The sequence below is a fragment of the Virgibacillus sediminis genome, assembly GCF_042643265.1.
GTDB lineage: Bacteria > Bacillota > Bacilli > Bacillales > Amphibacillaceae > Virgibacillus_O > Virgibacillus_O sediminis.
Genome location: NZ_JBHRRZ010000016.1, coordinates 1 through 24,928, shown reverse-complemented (window position 1 = coordinate 24,928; position 24,928 = coordinate 1). Strand labels below are relative to the sequence as shown.

The following is a 24,928-nucleotide window of genomic DNA, read 5'->3' as shown; positions in this document are numbered from 1 at the left end:
GGAAGTTGAAAAATTTTTTTGGGGGACCAGTCATGGAAAAAACTGCAACATTACTTTTTGAAGAAATTTCTCAAGATAATGAGGTCCTTAGAGAGTTTAAACAGCATTCCCTAAGAGTTATGCATTTATCTGTGCTGCTCGCTGAAAGGCTGGATTGTTATGATGAGGATCTTGAGACAGCCGCCCTCTTGCATGACATTGGGAAGATGGCCCTGTCTAAGGATATTCTGCTGAAACCTGGGAAATTGAACAGTATTGAAAGAACGGTGGTAGAGAGCCACTGCCATATTGGCAATCTGATTGTACGCAAGGAGCTGGGAAAACTCCGGGCGGCTGAGTTTGTCCGTGATCATCATGAGAACTGGGATGGCAGCGGCTATCCAAGGCGGCTGCTCGGGGAGGACATCTCCATGCAGGGGAGAATTATCCGCATCTGCGATTCCTTTGATGTGATGACATATGATATAAGAAAATACCAAACACTGAAAATGTCGTATGAGGAAGCTTTCGAAGAGTTGCGGCGGTTTAGCTGGAAACAGTTTGATGGAAATCTGGTAGAAGAGTTCATCACCATGTTGGAGGGACTGGAACTTCCAGAAGGGTGGTATGGCAAGTTGGGTTTCCATGGTAAAGAAGATAGTTTGTGATACCTGCATCGGAGATCCACCTTATCAGGAGATTTTCATACCTATAGAAGCGGGCTATGTAGTATAATGGAATAAATAGTCAGCATTCTGAAACAGCATGACCAAAGGAAGGTACTACATGTCTGAAGAAAATATTACGAGATTACATATAAATGATAAAGAAATCATCTTGTTGGGCACTGCCCATGTGTCAAAGAACAGCGCCGCACAAGTGAAGGAAGTCATCCAGAAGGAACAACCGGACTCTGTCTGTGTCGAGCTCGATGAACAGCGCTACAAGTCGGTGACAGAAGGAAACAAGTGGAAGGATATGGATATATTCAAGGTCATCAAGGAAGGAAAAGCGACACTGTTATTGATGAATCTTGCCATATCTTCGTTCCAGAACAGAATGGCCAAGCAATTTGGCATCCAAGCCGGACAGGAAATGATACAAGGGATCGAGTCTGCCAGAGAAGCGAATGCGGGACTGGTCCTGGCCGATAGGAATATCCAGACGACCTTTTCACGGATATGGGGAAATGTCGGACTGAAAGGGAAAGCCATGCTGTTGACACAAGTGATTGCCAGTATCTTCAGTAAGGAGTCCATTTCAGAAGAAGAACTCGAACAGATGAAGTCAAAAGATACATTGAATGCCATGCTGCGGGACTTTTCCGAGCGGTTCCCGAGGCTCAAAACCCCATTGATCGATGAGCGCGACCAGTTCCTGGCTCAGAAGATCAAGGAAGCTCCAGGGAATAAAGTGGTTGCCATCCTAGGTGCTGCCCATGTACCAGGGATTATGGAGGAAATACATAAGGAGCAGGACTTGGAGCGGCTGTCCCAAGTACCGAAAAAGTCGAAGGTGCCAAAGGTGATCGCCTGGTCGATACCCATTCTGATCTTGGCGATTATTGCATATACTTTCTATACCAATCCTGCTGCAGGCATTCAGCAGTCCATCAGCTGGATTCTGTGGAATGGATCCTTCTCAGCCCTGGGAGCGGCTCTGGCATTTGGGCATCCGCTGACCATTCTGGCTGCTTTTGTCGCAGCACCGATCACTTCCCTGAATCCATTGATTGCAGCCGGCTGGTTCGCAGGCTTTGTACAGGCATACATTAAACGCCCGAATGTCGGCGATTTCGAAAAACTTACCGATAATGTACATCATTTAAAAGGCTTCTGGAACAATAAGGTGACACGGGTCCTTCTCGTGGTGGTACTGGCTAATATAGGCAGTTCTCTAGGTACATTTATCGGCGGGGCCGATGTCATCCGGCTGTTTTTGGAGAATATCTAGTTGACCGGACAGAACATTAAAAAACCTCTCCATCCGGGAGAGGTTTTTTGATTGAATTTCACGTGTTATTTCAGACGCAAGCAGGGTAAGCTGCGTCCAGTTACGCTTTTATATTTAATAACCTACTTCCACCGCGGCATTGACGATATACATCAGGTCATTATCATCGCCCTTGTCTTCTAGGACGATACCGCTGGAGGTGGCCATTCCGCCTTCTGTCACTTCAACATCCACTTGGCCATATGGGATGGCCTCTTTTATTTTGCTTTCATCCAGCTTTTCCCTGTCAACAGGGACCGCCAGTTTCACTTGGACCTTCATATTCTCGAGGCTTTCCCCCGGCAGGCTTTTTTCAATACCAGGCATGGAGTTATACCAAATCGCATTTTCCGTTGCTCGTCTTGCTGCTTTAGTAATATCCTGCCCATGCACATCTATTCCGGTTCCCGTTTGGACGAATAAAATCTGTTCCATGTTAAACACTCCTTTATATGAGTATCTGATGAACTCTTCCAATCATCATCCCTATATACATCTTTTCCCAGCTCTTGAAATTTCGAAACACCATAGGACAATAGCACTGTCGAGATTCACTTGTTAGGCATATGGATGCGTTTTTGGCTTGTCCAATAGAATTATTCATAATTACATGTATAATTGAATTATTCTAAAAACGATGAAGGATGTGAAGTGTAATGAGCGTAAAAAAAAGCCTTATCTTTCTTCTGGTTGCTATGTTTATGATTTCCATTCCATGGCTCTCGCAGGAGAAAGAGCTATTTATCAACGCATCCGGAGAATCAGCAGACTCAGTAGACGAGACAGGAACATTGGAAGAAAAACTGGATGCCATTCTGGAAGACGAACGTCTGAATGGTTCGGTGACAGGGGTCAGTGTCCGGGATGCCGATACCGGAGAACTGCTTTTTTCCAAAAACGGGGACATCCGGCTCCACCCAGCCTCCAATATGAAACTTCTTTCGGGAGCGGCGGCGATGGAAGTGCTTGGAGAGGATTATCAATTCATGACAGAGGTCTGGACAGATGGCCAATTGAACGGAGAAGTTCTTCATGGTGATGTCTATCTAAAAGGCAAAGGCGACCCTACCTTAAGAAAAGAAGATCTGGAGGTGCTGGCCAAGGAGCTGAAGAACCACGGAATCGAGAAGATAAGGGGAGACTTGGTAGGAGACGATACTTGGTATGATAACGTCCGCCTTTCGCTGGACTTGAATTGGTCGGACGAGCCCTATTACACAGGGGCCCAGGTCTCAGCCCTCACCCTTTCCCCGGATAAGGATTATGATGCCGGCACGGTAATAGTAGAAGTAATGCCTTCTGATGAGATCGGAGAAAAAGCTAAAGTCAAAATAACACCGGAGACAGATTACATTAAGGTGATAAATAATACAGAAATGGTGGGTGAGGGTGCAGATAAGTCGATTTCCATCGAGCGGGAACACGGAACCAATAACATGATCATTGAAGGGAAAATGCCTCTGAACGGCTCCAATTCCAAGGTATGGAGGTCCGTTTGGGAGCCGACCGGATATGCCGTGGACGTATTTAAGAAAGCCTTGGAGGAACAGGGAATAACGTTTGTAGGGCAGACGGACATCCGTTACGCAAAAACGCCAAAAGATGCTAGCAGGCTTGCACATAAGGAATCCATCCCGCTGGAAGAGATCTACCTGCGTTTTATGAAATTGAGCAATAATGGCCATGGAGAAGTATTGACGAAAGAGATGGGAAAAGTCGTCCATGGAGAGGGAAGCTGGGATAAGGGAATCGAAGTCATCGAAAAGGTCGTAAGCGGGCTTGGTGTGGACGAGGATACCATTCTGTTACGCGATGGGTCAGGTATGTCCCATAAAAATTACATACCGGCCAATGAGCTGACCCAGCTGCTTTACGCCATGCAAAGCAAAGAGTGGTTTGAAGCATTCCGGTTTACCCTGCCTGTTGCCGGGGCATCCGAGCGGTTTGAGGGCGGAACGCTGAGGTACCGTATGCGGGATGAAGCGGGAGAAGGGAATGTTGAGGCCAAAACAGGTTCATTGACCTCCGTTTCGGCTTTATCCGGTTATGTAACCACCAAGGACGATCAGAAGCTGGTTTTTTCGGTAATGATCAATAATTATCTCGGCAAAGAAGCTTCAGAGATAGAAGATGCAATCGCCAATATCCTTGCCAGGCATACATTCACAGAATAACGGATGGGTGCCTGACCTAAATCAAAAGGCTGTTCCTTTAATATAGGACAGCCTTTTGGTTTAACTATTTTGCCGATCATCAAGCTTATTTAGAAGGCTATCCAGTTCTTGAGAAATCTCAACCAATTTATCATATTGTTCATTTTGGGAAGCTTCATACATGATGGTCCGCAGATACTCTATCTTCTCTTCTAAATATTCCCGCTGTGCCAACTTCCTCACTCCTTCACTACCTTTAGGAAATTCCCAATCCTTCATCCCATTAAACCAGGAAATTCAACTTAGGCAGGGGTAGCTGCTGGTTGGAATGCAATAATTGATAAGGTAAACTATGTACAAAACAGATAAAGGGAGTTAATCCTCATGAAAATATCGATTGTAGCGGTCGGAAAACTGAAAGAGAAATATTTGAAGCAGGGAATCCAGGAGTATGTGAAACGACTGGGAGCCTATGCAAACATTGATATCATAGAGGTCGCCGATGAAAAGGCACCAGAGACAATGAGCGACGCAGAAATGCTTGAGGTGAAGGGAAAGGAAGGAGAGCGGATCCTCAAAGCCGTCAGCCCAGATGCCTATGTGATCACCCTCGAGATCGAAGGAAAAATGCTGACTTCGGAACAGCTTGCTGCCAAAATGGATGAGCTCGCAACCTATGGGAAGAGCAAAATTACCTTTATCATCGGTGGCTCTCTAGGCATCAGCAAGGAAGTACAAAACAGAAGTGACCTCGCCCTGTCATTTTCTAAAATGACCTTCCCCCACCAGTTGATGCGCCTGGTGCTGCTGGAGCAGGTATATCGTGGGTTTCGGATAAATCGGGGGGAACCGTATCATAAGTAAATGATATTTATAAAATTGCCAAAAAAACAACCTATTCATATAGGTTCTAAACGGGACTTTCCATAGGCGCACTAGTAATTAAACTCGAACCTCATCATATCTACTTCGTTGGCCGGTAAATCTAAAGGATATGAGTGCTTTTGTAACCTATCTTATCAGGCAAACCAGCAATTGGAATAATAATCGAGGGTGGGTGAGGATACGGGTACACAGGGTGGCTCCTCGTTCCTTGTATCGGAGCGGGTATCTACGCGGCTGCTACCCTCGGTGTTCCAGTCATCCCCTTTCTTTCTTGGCATTGATAAGCCCCCGCTGGTTTCCTTGTAAAACGGAGTAAAGGAAAGCGACTTGTTAGATTTTCTAAGACCTCTGAGTATTTATGATTACTCCAATACTTCCCCCGCTAGTAATGCTTTACAAAAGCATCTCCATATTTACACCAAGTCATTGCGTATTACCTTTTATTTATAAATTACCCATTTTTAAAAATTATTTTAATATTTTTTACGTTTTGTTGCGTATAGAGGAATTCCTAACTTATATTACCGATTACATGCGATTATAATGGAAATCACTAGAGAAGATTGAGGAGGTGCTTACCTACGCCATAAATATTCAAAATATTTACCATTTATTGAAAGTGCTTATTATTTAATCACAAAATGAAAAGAGGAGATGTGTAATGGTAAAAGTAAATCCGAATCAAATTATTGGTGACAGTAAATTTAACCGCTTTCATTTAGGTATATTTATATGGAGTTTTATCATCATTTTATTCGATGGATATGATTTAGCTGTTTATGGGACAGCTTTACCAATCATAATGGAAGAATGGGGTTTAAGTGCAGTTCAAGCAGGAACAATAGCAAGCTATGGCCTTTTCGGAATGGTGTTTGGAGCAATTATCTTCGGTATACTAGCTGATCGAATCGGGAGAAAGAGAGTTATTATTATCAATGTACTTCTATTTAGCTTATTCACCCTACTATGTGGTTTTGCAAACTCAGCAATGACTTTCTCTATTTATCGTTTTATCGCAGGTTTAGGTTTAGGTGGTATCATGCCGAACATTGCCGCTCTAGTATCGGATTATGCTCCTAGAACAATGAAAATTAAATTAGTATCTTCCACATTAGTTAGCTTTGCCATTGGTGGAGCACTTGCACCAACTGTTGGAGTTCTATTAATTGAGGCATTTGGATGGCAATCTGTTTTCATTGTTGCCGGCCTGCCGCTTTTAACCATCCCTTTCTTAATGAAGCAACTGCCAGAGTCAACTGGCTATCTTATCCGTACTGGTAAAAAGGAACAGCTATTTGCAACTCTTGCAAAAGTAAGTCCTGGTTCAACATTCAAGATGACTGATGAAATTGAGGAAGTAAAATTAACACAAACGAAGGTTCCTGTTGCGGGGTTGTTTAAAGAGAATCGTGCCATAAGTACTATCGGATTTTGGATAGCATTCTTCTGTGCCCTATTAATGGTATATGGATTAAACACTTGGTTACCTAAGCTAATGATCGAATCTGGTTATGGGTTAAATTCGAGTTTAGGTTTCCTTATTGGGCTTCAAGGCGGAGCTATTATCGGGATTCTTGCTCTTAGTAATCTATGTGAAAAATATGGTTCTAAAAAGGTTATTATTGCATCTTATATTGCCGGAGCCATTGCATTAGCGTTACTAGGATTTGGCGGAAGCACTTTCTATATTTTTGTATTAGTAGCAATTGCAGGGGCTGCTACAACAGGTTCTCAAGTTTTGATACAAGCTTATGTAACATCGTTCTACCCTTCAGAAATGAAATCAACAGGTTTAGGGGTAGCTTCAGGAATTGGACGATTCGGCGGTATGACTGGGCCAATTTTAGGGGGATTCTTGTTGACAATGGCTTTACCTAACTTCATGAATTTCCTAGTATTTTCAATTGTTGGTATTATCGCTGCAATCGGATTATCAACAATTGCTGATAAATATTCAGCTTCCAATATAGAGGCAAGAGCAACTAGTAAGAATGTTAGTCTATTAAGTAAGGCTGAATAGAGGCTTATTCTACAATCGGGAGCTTCCGTTGAAGAGTGGGACAGCCAAAGAAGTGACCAAACTTTTCATGAAAACTAATAATAATTTACAAGGGGAGAATCCATTTTGAGCAACTTTTTTCAAAATGGATTCTTTTTATTTCTAAAATAGGATTTTGGCAGGGTCCAAAGGAAAATAAGAGGTTCCGTTTTTCGGGTTATCTCTAGAGGGAATAGAATTTTTCTAAGAGTGTTCCCTGATCAAGAACATAAATCATTATACTTAGTTCTTTTATCATTACTGTTAATCCAAATTTTCTTTAGGCTTTTCTTCATGCTTTCTATTTTTAACCTCAGTAAATATGTTATCTGAAGCACTTGCTTTAGCTTTTGCTGTTCCATTTGGAGGATTAGATTGAATCGATTCAATCAGCGATTTCAGCATCTGAATATCCTCTTTCGTAGCGTATTGTTTTTCAGACTTTAACATATACCCTAACTGGCCGTTCGATTCTATTGTAGCCCATTTTAAATCAGTAAAATGCTGAATATTTTGTTGTCTCATTCGGACTTCAAGCATATCAACTGTTAACCGCAGCTTCTTTAAATTGCTTTCATTAATTTGGCCGTTTTCAACTACTATAAGTCCCTTCCCATAAATTAAAGTTTCAAGTGCATTCGATTTCAAAACGATATATTCAATAAAAAGAAGTGTAGCTACCATCAAAAATGTAATCAACATTGTAATCCAAATGTTCCGATCGCCAACCGGTTGAATAATTAAGGACCCAACAGCTATCATCATGACAGTCTGCGCAACCGTAAGCTGTGAGATTGATTTTCTGCCAGCTAATCGTAAGATCAGGATTCCTCCTATCACCACGACAATGGCTTTCCATATGAAGTGCAAGTCCATAAACATCTCTCCTTTCCAAAGTTGCTATTTACGTCTATTTTTCTAAAGTTCTTTATTTTTTTTCAGCGTTTTCAATAGTTTCTCCTTGAAGAGTATTATATAACCTGCTCTTAGGTTCATATATTTTTTGAGAAGGCCATAGCCCATGATGGCCTGAGAATAGATAGCTGACTAAACACGCAATAAAAAAGTACTCTAAGCCTTTTCCATCAAACATCTCCATTGCCAACAGAAAAGCTGCTATTGGGGTATTGGCGCCTCCACAAAAAACGGCGATTAATCCTAGGGCAGCGAGAAATGACATAGGTAAATCGATGAATGTGTGTAAGGTATTGCCTAATGTTGCTCCAATGAAAAATAAAGGTATGGCTTCACCGCCAACAAAGCCGGTGCCAAGTGTTACAGTTGTAAATATCAGCTTGGCCAGGAAAGCAAAGGTTGGAACGTCTTCTACAAAAGATTGTTCTAACATCTGCAATCCTCGGCCATTGTAATCTTGTGAATCAACAATCAAAGTTAATATCACAATGACAATACCTCCAAAAAAGGCTCTTTTCATATGGTTTTTTTTGAAAAGTTTCTCCGAGAATTTTTCTATCCCATGTCTCAACTGACAGTATAAAACACTTGTTAGGCTGAAAATGGCTGATAGAAGAATAACTGTTATAAATGTAATAATAGTTATGTTCGGCACGGTTTGTATTATAAATTCTTCGTGTTTATGTCCCCAAGCTACTGTAGTTACATAGTGGCCAACAAAACTCGCCGTAAGACAAGGAACAAGTGCTTCAAATTTCAGCTTTCCTAAAGCAGCCATCTCCATCCCAAAAATAGCCCCCGTTATAGGTGCTCCAAAGGCGGCGCCAAAACCAGCACTTATACCGCTCATCATAAAGATTTTCTTGTCCAAGCTGCTCACCTTAAAAAAGTTGTTGACCGTTGAAGCTACACTTCCCCCCATTTGGACAGCTGCACCTTCCCTTCCAGTAGAACCACCAAACAGGACTGTGATAAAAGTCGCGAAATAGACGATGGGTCCCATTCTCCGCGGTACTTCTTTCTTTCCATGAACTGAATCGATTACCAGGTTATTTAGTTTAGCAGTGTCATTCAAAGTATTATTCAAAAATACCTTTCCATAGTTCATATATATGTATCCTATAATAATTCCTCCAAAGGGAAGAAGGAAGATAAGCCAGTCTCTTTTTGCTCGTATATCATCTCCTAGATAATCGTTTATCTCCAAAAGGAAATAGGTTGTCGAGCCGACCATTATACCAATTATGCTTCCAACAAGAATCCAAAGAGCTAGAATTGAAAAAAGGTTTTTGTACTTTAACATCATTTACTGGATCTCCTCCTTCCTTACTTATAGGAAATTCAATTCTATTGTTGCCTATCGTCTTAGAATTATTAAGGTAAATATTGAATAACGATTAGGAAAAAGCAAAAGGGGTCAGCCCAGTAATTCAGTATTATTCCCCTTCATTCCCATAGAAGGGAATTCATTAAATCCTTGGTCAATTTCATTGATTTTATGAGTCGCTGTTAAGGGGAGTAACCATTCAATGCGCTCTTTTCGTAACGGATGGGAATAAGTACTACCGTCACAAACCGGGATGAATCCCCATATCCCTACTAAACTTAGAGCGGTGAGTTCAAATTTGTTTTCTTTCTAATTTAATCGGGTATTCTTTACCCAAACAGTCAGCAAGGAGGCATCCAAGAGATTTTTTATAAGAAATCATCACCGGTGAATGATTCAAGTTGCTCTTCCGATATCAGAGAGGAACAGGATAATTTTTTACATTTACAGCTAACAATATAGGTATTCATTATAAAAAAGCAGGTTAAATTCAATAAAACTATAGAGGGGTGGTCTTTTGGATAGTGACGATCGACGAAATATCAGCAAACCATCTTTTCGTTATGCATTGTCTATGTTATTAGTAGTGATTGCTATTATCTCGGTTGGCCTCGTGGCGTTTGAGGCACCGATCCAGATATTAATGTTTATCAGCATTCTTGCAATCATCCCATTTATGATGGGATTGGGTTTCACCTATAAACAAGTAGAAAAATCAATGACAAGATCGATGAGCAGAGCGCTTCAACCTGGGTTGATATTATTGACGGTCGGTATTTTGATTGGTGCATGGATGGCATCCGGAACCGTGCCTACGCTGGTTTACTATGGAATTAACGCTATTTCTCCCCAATTCTTTTTACTTACCGCCTTAATCTTTTGTTCGTTAGTATCATTGGCTATCGGAAGTGCCTGGGGAACTATCGGTACAGCAGGGATTGCACTGATGGGAGTAGGTGCGACGATAGGGGTGCCCGCAGGTATGACAGCAGGCGCGATTGTCAGCGGGGCTTACTTCGGAGATAAGATGTCTCCACTTTCCGATACGACGAATTTAACACCGACTGTTACAGGTGGTGAGCTATTTACCCACATTAAACACTTGCTTTGGACGACGGTCCCTGCTTATATCATTTCCGCCGCCATCTTCACGTTCCTTGGCTTGCGATATCAAGCATCTTCTGTGAATGCAGAGAGTGTCAACCAACTGACAGGGTATTTGGCCAAACATTTTAATTTGGGACTTGTCCCATTGATTCCCATGATCGTTCTCGTTACACTATTGGTCTTAAAGAAACCGGCACTTCCGGCAATTTTTATTGGGACAGCAGTCGGCGGCCTGGTTGCGGTCTTTTACCAAGGCTTCACTTTTAGCGGCATAATCGGGCTCTTCTACAATGGCTATACACTAGAATCCGGTATTGAAATGGTAGATAATCTGCTGATGCGTGGTGGATTGACAAGCATGCTGCCATTGATCGTATTATTCTTATTCGCTTTGGGGCTCGGTGGAATGCTGTCAGAAGCAGGTGTACTGGAAACCTTGATTGCCTCTTTTGCCGAAAAAATCCAAAGTACAGGAATGACCGTTTTTGCAACCATTCTTGTCAGTTATAGTACATTGGCAATTGGGGGTTCCATCTACTTTTCGACTGTGATGACCGGAACATTAATGCGGCCGATTTATGACCGGTTGAATCTGGAGCCTGAAAACCTGTCAAGGGTGATTGAGGATACGGCTACCCAAGGTGGTCCGCTTGTCCCTTGGACTGGGGCAGGAATCTTTGCAGCGGGAGCGCTCGGGGTTCCAGTAAGCACTTACCTTCCTTTCTGTTTCTTGGCGTTTATTACTCCATTGGTCTCCCTGTTCTATGGTGTAACAGGGCTGACGATGACAGAGAGCAAGGGAGAAAAGAATCAGCAGCGTAAAAAGATCTCAACCAATAATATAGGAAAAAACCTAACAACAAAGCCGGGTAATAAAGCTGTTACAGACTATGTGAATGCATGGTCTAGAAAAGACCTCTACTCCTAGTGGGTAGGGGCTTTTTGTTTCTAAAAAGTTCGCAGGAAAACAAACAAGCTTTAGTAACCGTATATGTTTCCGAGGGAACGCAGAACATAACCCTTCCAAATATTGAATAGCAAGAAATACATTAAACAAATGGTAGGAATTAACAAAGCGCTTTCGTTATAATATGAAATATAGTATCAGATGAGTAGGAGAGTAGGCAGATGAAAAAAGATATATATGTAGTTGGTGCGATAATTGTTGAAGATGGTAAGGTTTTGTGTGCTCAACGAGGACCTGATAAGTCCCTACCATATAAATGGGAGTTCCCAGGGGGAAAAATCGAAAAAGGAGAGTTACCAGAAGACGCGTTAAAACGGGAAATAGAAGAGGAAATGAATTGTAAGGTTCTTGTAAAAGAAAAAGTGGAACACACGGTTTATGAATATCATTTTGGGATTGTTCATTTAACTACTTTTATTTGTGACCTAATAGAAGGTTATCCTGTATTGACGGAACATATAGCTATAAAGTGGCTGCGAAATAATGAACTTGCATCTTTAGATTGGGCTCCGGCTGATATACCAGCAATTGAAAAGTTATCCAAGGAATATACGTTTTAAACTACTCTTTCTTAAACGCCTAGTTTTTGAAAGATTAACGTTACAAAGCAGCCTGTAAGTGAAAGAAATTTTATATTGTTTGGTGGTATGTATGGAGAATTTTGTAGAAGAATTAAAGACCTCTTTACATAAGGGGTTTATTGATAAAGAAAGTAATAAATATGGAAGATATTCCCCAAAGTTTCTTGTTAATGATCAAAAAAGAAATGAGACCGTTTTAACATCAATAAGAGAAGAATTAGACCATTGCACAACGTTTTTATTTTCCGTTGCTTTTATTACGGAAAGTGGGTTGGCAACGCTTAAATCACATTTACTGGATTTGAAGAAGAAAGGGGTATCGGGGCGGATTCTAACCTCTACATTTCTAAATTTTAATCAACCTAAAGTTTTTAAAGAACTTATAAAGATTACAAATGTAGACGTTAGACTAGCAGAAGTAGAAGGGTTCCATTCGAAAGGATATATATTTGAAAGAGATGATTCTTATTCGTTAATCGTAGGAAGCTCTAACCTTACAGCACAAGCTTTAAAAGTAAATCATGAATGGAATGTAAAGCTCACATCTCACGAAAATGGAGAGATTGTTCAACATTTTAGAGACCAATTTGAAGACATATGGGAAGAAAGCAGACCACTTTCTGATAGTTGGATAAGAGAATACGAAGAAAAGTATACTCCTATGACTTTTTCTAAGGCAGAGAAAGTTATTGAGCTTCCATCTAATTATAGTCATAATCCAATGGAAGACGCCTTGAAAATAAAACCTAATAAGATGCAAAGTACGGCATTGAAACAAATAGAAGATGTAAGGTCAAAAGGGTTTGACAAAGGGCTGGTGATTTCCTCAACGGGTACGGGGAAGACTTATCTTTCAGCATTTGATGTGCGAAGGTTTGCTCCCAAAAGGATGTTATTTATTGTGCATCGTGAGCAAATACTAAATCAAGCAAAAGCTGATTTTCAACGTGTTTTGGGTGGTCTAGAGAGAGACTTTGGTACATTAACCGGGTCCAGTAAACAGACGGATGCTAGATATTTATTCGCAACTATACAGACGATTTCCAAACAAGAAACATTACATAGTTTTGATCCGGAAGAATTTGATTATATTTTAATTGACGAAGTTCATAAAGCTGGTGCAACATCCTATCTTAATGTGATTAATTATTTTAACCCAAGGTTTTTAATGGGGATGACAGCAACGCCTGAACGTACGGATGACTTCAATATCTATGAGTTATTTGACTATAATATAGCTTATGAGATTCGTCTGCAGGAAGCACTTGAAGAGGATATGCTCTGTCCATTTCATTATTTTGGTGTTACCGATATAGAGTACAGCGGAGAGTTGGTAGATGATGCTGCTATCTTATCTAACTTAGTTACGGAGGAAAGGGTAAACCACATAATTGATAAAATTGATTACTACGGGTTCTCTGGCGACCAAGTAAGAGGATTAATGTTCTGTAGCCGTAAAGAAGAGGCTATAAGATTATCCTATGCATTAAATGAGAGAGGGCTCCGCACAGCGGCTTTGACTGGCGATCATACGCAGGAAGAGAGGGCCCGCCAAGTATTGAAATTAGAGAACGGCACCTTAGATTATATATTAACAGTTGATATCTTTAATGAAGGAATCGATATACCGAGTATTAATCAAGTTGTTATGTTAAGGCAAACTGAATCTAGTATTATTTTTATTCAGCAGCTGGGACGGGGCTTGCGTAAACATTCTACGAAAGATTTTGTTACCATCATTGATTTTATCGGGAATTACAAAAATAATTATTTAATCCCTATCGCTCTGTCGGGAGACAAATCCCAGAATAAGGACAATATACGGAGGCGTACTGTAGAAACAAGTTATATTAAAGGTATATCTACCGTTAACTTCGAGGAAATTGCCAAAAAGCAAATATTTAAATCCATCAACAGTAGTAATTTAACCTCTATGAAAATACTAAAGGAAGCGTATATAGAGCTCAAAAATAGGATTGGAAGAGTACCGGATTTATTCGATTTTATAAACAACCATTCGATAGATCCGTTAGTTATTGCAGATAAATTTAAAAACCATTACCAGTTTTTAATCAAAATGAAGGAAGAGATCCCACATCTAACTGTTTATGAAAACAGCGTTTTAACGATGCTTACGAATGAAGTGTTGAATGGAAAACGCAAGCATGAATTAATCTTATTGAAATTATTACTTCAGTATGGTGAATTGAAGCATGGTCACTTTATAAATCATTTAAAAGAAGCAGGTTGCTCAGTCGATGAAGATACACTAGAGTCTATGCGGCGGATATTCGACTTGTCATTCTTCACTCAGACAGATAAGGAGAAATATGGTGGGCAGCCAATCATAACCTTGAATGATCATCAGTATAGATTTAATGACTTGCTAAAGCATCGATTAAAATCCAATCCTTATTTCAAGCACCTAGTAAAAGATGTGATTACAAGTGGGCTAGAAAAGAGTCGCAACTATCATTGTAATGAACCACTTACATTATACGAGAAATATTCAAGGAAAGATGCTTGTAGACTTCTCAATTGGAAAAATGATGAAAGTTCAACCATGTACGGATATAAACCAAAACATAGCACTTGTCCAATATTTGTAACTTATCACAAAAATGAAGAGGTAGAATCTAGTGTAGACTATGGAGATGAATTTATAAGCCCAGCAACTTTAAAATGGTATACCAGAAGTAATAGGTCATTGAAATCTGAAGAAGTTCAAAAAATAATAAATGCGGATGAGAGAGCGATGGATATCCATATTTTTATTAAAAAAGATGATGATGAGGGAAGTAACTTTTATTATTTAGGGCAGGCTACACCTGACAAAGAGACTGTAGAACAAGATAGAATGCTTGATAAAAAAGGCAAAGAAATACCGGTTGTCCATATGAATATGATAATGGAGCAACCAGTTGACCATAAACTTTATCAATATCTCGTTACTAGCTGATTGTATTAATGATTAGTCTTGGGAGGTTCTTACCTGCCTAGGCGTTTTAAAAAACAGTATCGCTTGATTTTGTTGTTGTGAAGCCAAGAGCTTTACACTGGCTTCACAACTATATACCTGACCTATTTAATCAACAAAAACTCTGATATCACGCTGAACTTAATCATATATTCCTTTATTCTCGGCAATTCTATCCAACTTACTCGGTGAAAAATCATTATAAATAACAGTTTTCTCCAAACGGGATTTAAAGTATAGATTTAGTTCTGGATCTGTGCAATATATAAAGCAGCCTTTTTGTCCGCGGGTCATCAGGGTGCGATAAGTGTTACGAATGATTTCATCTGCAACAGCCTTTGCCTTTTCGGGATTTTCCTTTGCCATCTTTTTGATTCCTTTTAAGGATTGATCACTTCTAGCACGTTTACTATAATCTGTACATACCTTACCACTTCTATAAATTAGATCGGGGCCGATGATAACTCCTACATAATCGAATTCCAATCCTTGTGCCGTATGTATGCAACCGGCTTCGTTAACGGAGTCCTGATCAATCGCCCAAATACTATCTTGTAGGTTCCAACTAATTTCGAAGTTATGTTCAGGGATAATAATATCTTTATAATCAGTATTTGTACGTTCTTTTTTCGGCCATTCCCAACAATAACCCGCCAGCATACGTGACTTATTATTAGTTCGGTTCAACCTTTCAATTTCATGTAGCATAGCATGTGGGTCATCGTATACTCGGAAATCGTAATCCACTCCATAATCATGTGTATTAGCTGTTTCTCGTATTTGCAGGACATCCTCCAACCAGGCAATGTAAGCATCTGAGCCATCACATCGAAATTGGGAGGTTAATTTACCTGTAATCAATTCTGCATCAAATGCATCTGCATATTTTTTTATTAGATCTATACTACCGATATCCTTTAATGTAACTCTTTGTTTTTCATCGATAAAGAAAATGGTGAATTTGGCGGCCTTAATCAGTTCCTTAATTTGATTCTCTCCTTTTATTTCCATAAAAACCAGACTTTTCATTTAGGCGATGCGCTTCATCAACAACGATAACATTGAACTCATTTAATTCAGAATTAGTAAAGCTCCCAGACCCTTTAAATAGGTTATCTATTTCTGTTTTCTTGATTGTGCCTTTTAGTTGTGCAGAATAGACTTCTCGAGGGGCAGAATTTTTGGAAACATATAGTGTCATTAACCCCTGATTGATTAAATTTACCAATAAGTTGATCGCCATTACAGACTTTCCAGTTCCAGGGCCTCCTTCAATGACCATTACTTGTTTCTTTGTTTGTTTAACCCCCTCCATCGCTAAATGATAGGCATCTTCATAGAATACCTTCTGTTCATCAATCATAATAAATTCTTTATTTCCTTGTAACATATTACTTAAAGAGTCTTGTAATGATTTAGAAGGTCGGATTCTCCCATGCTCAATTTGGTATATTAATTGGTTTTGGTCTCCCTTCCGCACATATTTTTTTATGAAATCACGTAACTTTTGAATTTCCCCTTTGGTAAAAACCGGAGCTTTTGCTAGATGTTCTTCATAATGTTCGTCGGTAAGAGGATCATTTAACGTCTTCCTATAGTTATGTAGATAAGCACATGGGTTAAGTTCAATATTCTCCTCTTGGACATTTTCGTTAAAGTCCTTGATTAAAGCGGCGTAGGACCAGGCTTGATAGGAAGGATGGGTTACTGAACGTATACCACTACCAAGGTAGGTGCTAACAACTGCATCTTTACTTTCTACTTTTTCAATATCTTCCCATTGTTTTAATTCAACAATAACTACATGATCTTGATTACCGTTATTACCAGCCACCAGGAAGTCCACCCTTTTGGAGGTGTTAGGAATTTTAAATTCAATGGCAACAGAAGCGTCATTCGGAATATCCCCGTCTTGCATCACGTTACCCATTCTTTGTAATGAGTTCTCCCAGGATTTAATTTCTCTTTTAGAGGTCCTCCCAATTTTTTGCTGATAAGTTTCATATAATCTTTCAATTAACAACTCGTTTGTGACATCCCATATAAAGTCAGTTTTTGTTGCTTCATAAATAATCATGTGACCGTCTCCTTATTACACGGATTTTATACGTAGAGAAGTGATTATTAAAATTAGATATATAATTTAATATTATCATTAAACAGCTAAACCAGAAAATGCCTGCACCTCCCTTTATAAAGGGAAATGCAGGCATTCATTTTCCACCTATTTCTTATTCACCGACGCATCATAAATAGTGTCTACCGCGTGCTGGAGCTTCTGGTTGAACTCTTCATCCGACTGGTCAGCATTCAGATCGGAGGAAAGGGCACGGGAGAAGCTGGCGATCAGGCCGTGGTTCTCTTTCAATTTCTCATTGGCTTCCTCGCGGGAATAACCGCCGGATAGAGCTACGACGCGAACTACGCGTGGATGGTCGATCAGCTCTTTATACAAGTCAGCCTTTGTCGGGATGGTCAATTTCAGCATGACATTTTCTTCTTCGGATAGGTCATCCAGATGCGTGAGGATTTGCTCCTTCAGCAGTTCTTCCGATTTTTCCTTGTTGTCACTGTGGATATCGACTTCCGGTTCGATGATGGGAACCAGTCCGGCTGAGATAATGCGCTTTCCAATATCAAATTGCTGATCTACTACGTCTTTGATGCCTTCCTTGTTCGGCTCGTGGATGACCGAACGCATTTTGGTGCCGAAGATGTTCCGTTCGTTGGCGCGGCGGAGCGTGTCATCCAAATCATTGATTGGCTTCATCAGCTGGACACCGTTTTCCTGGTCAGCGAGCCCCTTATCGACCTTCAGAAAAGGTACGATGCCTTTGTCGGCGAGGTAATCTGCCGTGTATTTTCCTTCGATTTCGCGGTCCATCGTCTGTTCGAACAGGATGGCGCCGAGAATTCGGTCGGAACTGAAGGCTGGTGACGTAATGATCCTTGTCCTCATTTCGTGTACCAGGTCAAACATTTCCTTTTCTCCGGAGTAGGCATCTTCCGGGATTCCATAGGCAGCTAGTGCCTTTGGCGTACTCCCGCCACTTTGGTCTAGGGCAGCGATAAAACCTTTTCCGTTTTTGATTTTGTCAAAATGGTTATTGTTCATGTTTTCAGCTCCTTTTCATTCATCTTGTAAGAACCACTTCTATCCTTTTCCCGGTTTACCGGCTTCTTTAATCAAGTGGCTGTTTCTTCCTCTCCTTATTTTAGTTTACATCCGTTAATTGTACAAATTTTCCGGTTTATTAGATATCATTCGGTACTGCTGGAGGATATCACTACCGTCATCATGCCCTGCATGATGCACTTGCCCCGTCGAGGAAGCATCCGGCAGGTGAAACAGCTGGGTTATTCTCATTTAAACGATGTATATACACATTTGGCCAAAATGAGGAAGTGAGGAAAAAAAGGAGGGGCAATTCTGGCCATGTATTGCTTCTGCGCTCATACATGCACCAGGTTTGTCCCTTCAATCTTGTCAAACAAGCCACTCACTTACAGAACATTATAATCCGTTATTCGCCACCTTCACACGCCATACCTCATTCCTTGATGATTCTGTAATATATAGGTGGCCGTCATGGAACGTCAGGTTGGTGACAAAGGTTCCAACGTCTTCCGGAAGCCTTATTGTTCCGTACTGGAACCCATCTTTATCCAATACAACAATTTCCCCGGCCTGGAAATGGGCGACATAAAGGTTGCCTTCTTTATCGACGGCCAAGCCATCAGGTCCAATGCCGCCTTCAAGCTGGGCGAAGACAAAAGGAACCTCGCGCTGGTCCTTTGCAGTTTTCGAAGGGACCGAAATAATCCGGTTGGTTGCAAACTCGGATATATACACACGCTGGCCATCAGCAGAGAGTGCGATCCCATTTGGATAGGCGATATTGTCTAAATGTAGTTCAAGCTCTCCATTCCCTCCATCCGGTGGAAGATAGAATACCCGGCCGGTCGGATTGGTGGCATGGGAGTCCCCAGGCTCTGTAAAGTAGACGCCCCCTTCTTCATCGAATACAAGGTCATTTAGTGGCTGCAGATCGCTCTTGTTAAATTCGCTGACAATCGTGGTATTCTCTCCTGTTTCTGGATGGAATGCTTTGAGTTCGCCCGATCTATTGGTGGTGAATAGACGGCCGTCTTGATGGAATTTAGCCCCTACTGGCTCCACTTCCGTTTCCAGTTCTGTTGTGACAGAAGCTCCTTCTACTGTCAGGATCTCCTTTGTCGGCGGACTGACCATCCATATCTGCCCATTCTCGTCAAAGTTGATCCCTTCCATGAATCTGCCGTCCCTGTCATTCCCCTCAGCTACCTTCTCCCACTTTGCCTGAGCTGGTATGATTTCCTTCATGTCATGCCTTTCTCCCTTTGGAACCTTCTGGGTCTCAAGGATAGATGATGCTGACACAACTGTTACTAGTCCGAATACCATGATAAACACTGCCACTGCCAATTTTTTCATGAATAACATCCCCCTTTTTAGTCTACTAGTCTAATTCTCCCCAAGAGGTAGCTGGCCCTCCGATAGAAACTATTGAATTACCCCTTAGTTTTCGTGAATTTGTACCGGAAATTAGTGGGTGTTTGAAGAACAAAGAGCAATCAGCGGACTATTCGGCCGGTTTTTGATATGGTGAATAAGAAGCGTGCATTTAACATACCTATATAAGTTAAAATAAAAGATATTCAGGGTAATTAAGGGAAAGAAACTCTTTTTACTGGGAGGAGGGATTACGATATTCAGAAGAAGAATTCGCCATTTACAACGGTACAGGGAGATTGTCATTGCTTTTTCCCGCAATGGTTTTGGATTTCTTGTAAAAGAACTGGGCCTTCATAAGCTTGTCTCCATCCCGAAGCGGCTGATTACGAACACCCGGGAGGAAGTACATACACTGACAATCGGTGAAAGGATCCGGAAGTTTTTGGAGGACATGGGGCCGTCTTTTATAAAACTTGGGCAGATTGCCAGCACCAGACGTGACTTGATACCGGAAGATATCATCCGGGAACTGGAAAAGCTCCAGGAGGACGTCCCTCCCTTTTCATATGAGGAAGTTGAGGAGATTATTGGAAGGGAACTAAATGCCTCCATTCACGATCTTTTTCTTGAATTCGATGAGATTCCTCTTGCGGCTGCATCAATTGGACAAGTACACCGCGCCGTCCTCTATTCGGGGCAGGAGGTGGCTGTCAAAGTGCAGCGGCCGGATATTCAGCAAAACGTCCAGACAGACCTGGAGATACTTCATCATTTGGCAAAACTGGCCGAGCATCGGATGAAATGGGCGGCGAGGTATCATGTGACGGATATCGTGCAGGAATTCTCGGATTCTCTTCTCGCCGAGCTGGATTATACACGGGAGGGCCGGAATGCCCATAAGATCGCCCATCAGTTCAGGAAGGATACCAAGGTGCGTATTCCTGCGGTGTATTGGGAATACACCACGGAAAAGGTGCTGACGATGGAATACTTGGAGGGTACAAAGCTGGATGAAGTGGAGAACCTGATGAGTGGAGGATTTACTCCCAAATTGTTAGCGGAACGGCTGGTCCATTCTGTTCTCCATCAGATATTGATGGAAGGATTCTTCCATGCCGATCCCCATCCCGGGAATGTAAAGGCACGGGGAGATAATACGGTGGTTCTTATCGATTTTGGAATGGTCGGCCGTCTTACCCCGGAAATGAAGGATAATTTCTCTGCGTTGATTGTGGCCATGATGCGGCAGGAGAATGATGCGATCATAAAGGCGATATACAGGATGGGCCTGGTGCCTGATGACATTGATATTCGCAAGCTCAGACTGGATGTAGATAGGCTCAAGGAGAAGTACTATGATGTTCCATTCAGTCAGGTGAGTATCGGAGAGGCAGTGAATGATTTGTTCTCCGTCGCATCCAAGCATCGGATAGAAATTCCGGCAGATTTGTCGCTGGTGGGGAAAACGCTCCTCACACTGGAGGGAACCGTAGAAAGGCTGGATCCGGATATAAGCATCGTCAAAATTGCCGAGCCATTCGGCCGGAAACTGTTAAAGGAGCGGCTGCATCCAAAGAGAGTGGCAGGAGATGTGTATCATCAGCTGGATGATTATAAGGACATTGTGGCCGACTTTCCTGAGCATATCGAAGAGTTGTATGCCATCATCAGAAAAAGAAAGGTCCCTGTGGAGATTTCTTTTTCCAAAGTGGAAGGCTTTTTAAAGCGGTTGATCCAAATCAGCAACCGGTTGTCCTTCAGTATTGTGCTGTTGTCTTTCAGTATTATCATGGCCGGATTGATTATCGGTTCTTCCATAGGTGGACAGTCGACGTACATTTGGAACCTGCCGGTGATCGAGATTGGATTTGTGGTCGCTATCCTTATGTTTATTTGGCTGATCTATTCGATTTTCAAATCGGGAAGGTTCTGACGAAGACAAAGGGGTATATGTCAGGAGAAATCATGTGAGTGGAGGTAACCGCTGCGGAAATATGCTTCGCTTTTTCAGCGGGCGGCTGATTTATCTCCATTCTTGCTTATCTGCAACGAATAAATACTTTAAAACGGCCGAATTAATAGAAAACGGCGTTGAAAACCATTCTAAATATGTTAAAATTAACACAAAGTTTATGTGTGACTGACGATGCAGCGGATAACCGCAGGGGAGCACATAACATAGAGCAGCCGATCGTCTGGGCAAATCAGGGTAAGGAAATGGCTCCTTGCCTTTTTAAGTGTTGATACTCTATAGAATAGGATGTGGCTAAAATGAACCGTGTATTTAATTTCTCAGCTGGTCCCTCCATGCTCCCATTGCCGGTGTTGGAGAAGGCGCAAAAGGAACTGTTGGACTATCAGGATTCCGGCATGTCTGTCATGGAGCTGAGTCACCGTTCTGGTCTGTTTACTGACATCATCACGGAGGCGAATCAATTACTCTGGGAAGTGCTGCACATACCGGATAACTATCAGGTGCTCTTCTTACAGGGCGGAGCATCCCAGCAGTTTGCGATGGTACCGATGAATCTGATGGTAAACAGCGGCAAGGCAGATTTTGTCCATACTGGTTCCTGGTCCAAAAAGGCTATCAAGGAAGCGGAGAAATTTGGAGAAGTACGGGTGATTGCTTCTTCAGAGGACAAAAACTTCACGTACATACCCAAAATCGATTCCAGCATGATCGATCCTGAAGCGGATTATGTACATATCACTACCAATAATACCATTGAAGGAACGGCATTTTCGCAGATTCCGGATACAGGGGATGTGCCGCTGGTAGCGGATATGTCGTCCAATATCCTCTCAGAAGAAATCGACGTATCCAAATTCGGGCTGATTTATGCCGGAGCGCAGAAGAATATCGGGCCTGCAGGTTTGACGGTGGTCATCATACGCGAGGACCTTATAGGAAAAGCCCCGGAAACCTGTCCGGCGATGCTGAACTATAAAACCTTCAGTGACTCGGATTCCTTGTATAATACACCGCCTACTTTCAGCATTTATATGGCCAAGCTTGTGTTTGAATGGCTTAAAGGCCTGGGAGGGCTCAAGGAAATGGAGCGCATCAATCGTGAGAAGGCACAGCTTATTTATGACTATCTTGACGCGTCCACCTTGTTTGCATCCCCGGTTGAAAAGGAAGGCCGCTCCATCATGAATATCCCGTTCATCATCCCGGGAGATGATTTGGATGCAGCATTCATTGATGAAGCCAAGCAGGCAGGATTGGAAACATTGAAGGGACACCGTTCTGTGGGAGGCATGCGGGCAAGCATCTATAACGCGATGCCGATGCAGGGTGTAATGGAGCTTGTTAATTTCATGGAAGAATTTGAAACAAAAAATAAATAAACAAGTGGCGGATGATTCTAAAGTGTCATCCGCCTTTTCATATTAAGATTTTCTCCATGGTCGTTGAACCCTTGCTCTCCAATGAAAAAGTAATAACATTTTCAGCGGAATTTCTTATAATAACATGAGCGTTCCTATGCAGATGTTCCAGTGAGGGGTAGGAAATGTTTGGAAAGGGGGAGGGGCATGGTGTGAAATCGAAAACACAACAGTTTTGACAGGGTGGTTGGGTACTCATTCATGATTAATCTCCTCCTGCAAAGGCAGATCATATGATAAGTATCGGGCAATTCCTGAGGTAGGCCACTGTATGATAAAAAACGTTGATTGTGATTGGCCTTCCTGTATGTTCTGCTCATTTCCAATTTGTTTCATTGACCAATGGGAAAAGAATACATTATTCTATAAGTATGTATAAAAATAATCGTTCAGACGTAATCGGCAACCGGATTTGGTACAAGCTCCGATTACGTTGTTTAATATATAAAGCGAGGTAAAAGCATATGTCTTTAACTGATAATACATGTATGGACCAAAACAATCGAGATCTGTTCAGCGGAGAGGCAAAGGATGTGGAAAAGAAGATCCATCAGGCACAGACGGTGAAGGCAGGTTTAAGGGAATTGATAGAATTATGCGGAGACGACCCGGACAGGGAAGGGTTGGAAGAAACACCGGATAGAGTCCTCAAGGCGTTCCTTGAGTATACGGAGGGATACAAGGAAGATCCCAAGGCCCATTTGGAAAAGGTGTTCGATGTCGACCACCAGGAGCTGGTGATGGTCCAAGATATCGAGCTTTATTCCATGTGTGAGCACCATTTTGCGCCTTTTTTAGGTGTCGCCCATGTCGGGTATATCCCAAATGGAAAAATAACCGGGCTTTCTAAAATTGCCCGGGTAGTGGAAGGCTATGCAAAGAGGTTCCAGGTACAGGAGAGGCTGACCAATCAAATAGCTGACGCCATGGAAGAGGTGCTTGATCCACAGGGAGTCATGGTAGTGATCGAAGCAAAACATATGTGTATGTGTGGAAGAGGGGTAAGGAAGTCCAGCGCCTCCACGACGACAAAATCAGTCAGAGGGCTGTTCAAATCGGAAGCCGATCACCGTATGGAATTCCTCTCCCTGCTTGACCGGCCAACCAGATAAACGGAGTGCGTTGATTACTATATCGAAAGCGGGTGGATGTTATGAAGCACGCAGTGATTACCGCCGGGTATAAGGGCCTTGGTAAAAAGGTGACAGAGCAGTTCCTTGAAGCGGGATGCTCTGTCACTGTCAATTATCGAAGCGATAGAACAAGAGTTGCCGAATTGAAGAAGGAATGGTCTGTGTATGAGAATCAGCTCCAGTTTGTCCAAGGCGACATTACACGGAAAGAAGATATCCAGAATTCGGTAGACCAGGCAATGAATCGTTTTGGCAGGATTGACTACCTCATAAACAATGCCGGCCCATACATAGCAGAAAAGAAGAAACTGGTGGACTACGATGACAAGGAATGGTACGAATTGGTCGATGGCAATCTGAGCTCTGTCTTTCAGTTTGCTAGATTGGTCGTGCCGGTGATGAGGGAGCAGAGATTCGGCCGGATCATTACCTATGGCTTCCAGGATGCAGAACAGGCGCCGGGATGGCTTTACCGCTCCGCCTATGGGGCTGCGAAAGTCGGGCTTGTTTCTTTAACCAAATCTATCGCTATTGAAGAGGCGGAATATGGGATAACTGCCAATATGATTTGTCCGGGTGATATCGCAGGGGATATGAAAGAAATGGATATCTCTGCGGTGCGGGACAGGGATGATGGAATGACACCAATCGGCCGTCCGGGTACAGGCCAGGATATAGCAAGGCTGATAGAATTTCTGTGTGAAGATGATTCCGATATGATTACTGGAAGTGTGATATCAGCTTCCGGTGGAATAGATGTCGTCAATCGAAGAAGGAAATGAATGGGAGAACAAGACTTAGAGATTGGGGCGAAGGGTTAATCAAAAGGAAAAGCCGAACTTTGTTTAGTGGAGATAATCGCTGCGGAAATATACTGATATGAACGAAACTGTCAAGCCTATATAACCTCAGGATAATTTGGGCAACTTTAAATTAAGAGTCACTTTTCAACTCTTTTTTGTCTACTGTTATTGAGTAGTAAACTG

Annotated in this window: 18 protein-coding genes, 1 pseudogene and 1 riboswitch; of the genes and pseudogenes, 12 read left to right on the top strand and 7 right to left on the bottom strand. The window is 42.0% G+C overall.

Annotated elements, in window-relative coordinates; translation table 11 throughout:
- Positions 1-32 precede the first annotated feature (32 nt).
- Together ACFODW_RS10275 and ACFODW_RS10270 are read left to right on the top strand one after the other, a co-directional pair.
- Positions 33-647 (top strand): HD-GYP domain-containing protein, encoded by a 615-nt coding sequence (locus tag ACFODW_RS10275; RefSeq protein WP_390306033.1) that lies wholly within the window; start codon positions 33-35, stop codon positions 645-647.
- A gap of 118 nt (positions 648-765) precedes the next feature.
- Positions 766-1,932, top strand: a complete 1,167-nt coding sequence (locus ACFODW_RS10270) for a TraB/GumN family protein (RefSeq protein WP_390306030.1) — start codon at positions 766-768, stop codon at positions 1,930-1,932.
- Between the two features lie 114 nt (positions 1,933-2,046).
- Here ACFODW_RS10270 and ACFODW_RS10265 read toward each other — a convergent pair whose 3' ends face one another.
- Entirely contained in the window at positions 2,047-2,406 is a 360-nt protein-coding gene (locus ACFODW_RS10265) for a Lin0512 family protein (protein WP_390306028.1), read from the bottom strand.
- Between the two features lie 221 nt (positions 2,407-2,627).
- On the opposite strand from ACFODW_RS10265, the gene dacB reads away from it, so the two are divergent.
- Positions 2,628-4,145, top strand: a complete 1,518-nt coding sequence (gene dacB / locus ACFODW_RS10260; RefSeq protein WP_390306026.1) for a D-alanyl-D-alanine carboxypeptidase/D-alanyl-D-alanine endopeptidase — start codon at positions 2,628-2,630, stop codon at positions 4,143-4,145.
- A gap of 60 nt (positions 4,146-4,205) precedes the next feature.
- On the opposite strand, the gene ACFODW_RS10255 is transcribed toward dacB, so the two are convergent.
- Positions 4,206-4,358 (bottom strand): aspartyl-phosphate phosphatase Spo0E family protein, encoded by a 153-nt coding sequence (locus tag ACFODW_RS10255; RefSeq protein WP_390306024.1) that lies wholly within the window; start codon positions 4,356-4,358, stop codon positions 4,206-4,208.
- A gap of 150 nt (positions 4,359-4,508) precedes the next feature.
- Between ACFODW_RS10255 and rlmH the strand changes: the two genes are divergently transcribed.
- The gene (gene rlmH, locus ACFODW_RS10250; RefSeq protein ID WP_390306022.1) at positions 4,509-4,988 is read left to right on the top strand and encodes a 23S rRNA (pseudouridine(1915)-N(3))-methyltransferase RlmH; all 480 of its coding nucleotides are present in this window, start codon (positions 4,509-4,511) and stop codon (positions 4,986-4,988) included.
- Positions 4,989-5,670: 682 nt separating this feature from the next.
- Entirely contained in the window at positions 5,671-7,029 is a 1,359-nt protein-coding gene (locus tag ACFODW_RS10245; protein ID WP_390306020.1) for an MFS transporter, read from the top strand.
- 282 nt (positions 7,030-7,311) lie between these two features.
- On the opposite strand, the gene ACFODW_RS10240 is transcribed toward ACFODW_RS10245, so the two are convergent.
- Both ACFODW_RS10240 and ACFODW_RS10235 read right to left on the bottom strand, forming a co-directional pair.
- Complete coding sequence (locus tag ACFODW_RS10240) at positions 7,312-7,923, bottom strand: DUF421 domain-containing protein (RefSeq protein ID WP_390306018.1); 612 nt, start codon at positions 7,921-7,923, stop codon at positions 7,312-7,314.
- Positions 7,924-7,975: 52 nt separating this feature from the next.
- Positions 7,976-9,268, bottom strand: a complete 1,293-nt coding sequence (locus ACFODW_RS10235; protein WP_390306016.1) for a chloride channel protein — start codon at positions 9,266-9,268, stop codon at positions 7,976-7,978.
- Positions 9,269-9,806: 538 nt separating this feature from the next.
- Here ACFODW_RS10235 and nhaC point away from each other — a divergent pair.
- From nhaC to ACFODW_RS10220, 3 genes are all read left to right on the top strand, one after another.
- Positions 9,807-11,324 carry a Na+/H+ antiporter NhaC gene (nhaC, locus tag ACFODW_RS10230; RefSeq protein WP_390306015.1) on the top strand — a complete coding sequence of 506 codons (1,518 nt, stop codon included), beginning with the start codon at positions 9,807-9,809 and terminating at the stop codon, positions 11,322-11,324.
- Positions 11,325-11,524: 200 nt separating this feature from the next.
- On the top strand, positions 11,525-11,923 hold the full coding sequence (locus tag ACFODW_RS10225) for a (deoxy)nucleoside triphosphate pyrophosphohydrolase (RefSeq protein ID WP_390306013.1): 399 nt from the start codon (positions 11,525-11,527) through the stop codon (positions 11,921-11,923).
- 91 nt (positions 11,924-12,014) lie between these two features.
- Positions 12,015-14,903: a DUF3427 domain-containing protein gene (locus tag ACFODW_RS10220; RefSeq protein WP_390306011.1), complete on the top strand. Its 2,889-nt coding sequence runs from the start codon at positions 12,015-12,017 to the stop codon at positions 14,901-14,903.
- A gap of 159 nt (positions 14,904-15,062) precedes the next feature.
- On the opposite strand, the pseudogene ACFODW_RS10215 reads toward ACFODW_RS10220, so the two are convergent.
- The 3 genes and pseudogenes from ACFODW_RS10215 to ACFODW_RS10205 form a co-directional block, all read right to left on the bottom strand.
- A pseudogene (locus tag ACFODW_RS10215) lies at positions 15,063-16,164 on the bottom strand (DUF2075 domain-containing protein).
- A 981-nt stretch (positions 16,165-17,145) separates the two neighbouring features.
- Complete coding sequence (locus ACFODW_RS10210) at positions 17,146-18,036, bottom strand: fructose bisphosphate aldolase (protein ID WP_390306009.1); 891 nt, start codon at positions 18,034-18,036, stop codon at positions 17,146-17,148.
- Positions 18,037-18,435: 399 nt separating this feature from the next.
- Positions 18,436-19,395: an SMP-30/gluconolactonase/LRE family protein gene (locus ACFODW_RS10205; RefSeq protein WP_390306007.1), complete on the bottom strand. Its 960-nt coding sequence runs from the start codon at positions 19,393-19,395 to the stop codon at positions 18,436-18,438.
- A gap of 274 nt (positions 19,396-19,669) precedes the next feature.
- Between ACFODW_RS10205 and ACFODW_RS10200 the strand changes: the two genes are divergently transcribed.
- The 4 genes from ACFODW_RS10200 to ACFODW_RS10185 all read left to right on the top strand — a co-directional run bounded on the left by ACFODW_RS10200 (position 19,670) and on the right by ACFODW_RS10185 (position 24,724).
- On the top strand, positions 19,670-21,349 hold the full coding sequence (locus ACFODW_RS10200) for an ABC1 kinase family protein (protein ID WP_390306302.1): 1,680 nt from the start codon (positions 19,670-19,672) through the stop codon (positions 21,347-21,349).
- Positions 21,350-21,542: 193 nt separating this feature from the next.
- Positions 21,543-21,624, top strand: a riboswitch (ZMP/ZTP riboswitch).
- Between the two features lie 63 nt (positions 21,625-21,687).
- Entirely contained in the window at positions 21,688-22,770 is a 1,083-nt protein-coding gene (gene serC, locus ACFODW_RS10195) for a 3-phosphoserine/phosphohydroxythreonine transaminase (protein WP_390306005.1), read from the top strand.
- A 527-nt stretch (positions 22,771-23,297) separates the two neighbouring features.
- Complete coding sequence (folE, locus tag ACFODW_RS10190; protein WP_390306300.1) at positions 23,298-23,921, top strand: GTP cyclohydrolase I FolE; 624 nt, start codon at positions 23,298-23,300, stop codon at positions 23,919-23,921.
- Positions 23,922-23,962: 41 nt separating this feature from the next.
- Entirely contained in the window at positions 23,963-24,724 is a 762-nt protein-coding gene (locus ACFODW_RS10185) for an SDR family oxidoreductase (protein ID WP_390306003.1), read from the top strand.
- Positions 24,725-24,928: the final 204 nt, after the last annotated feature.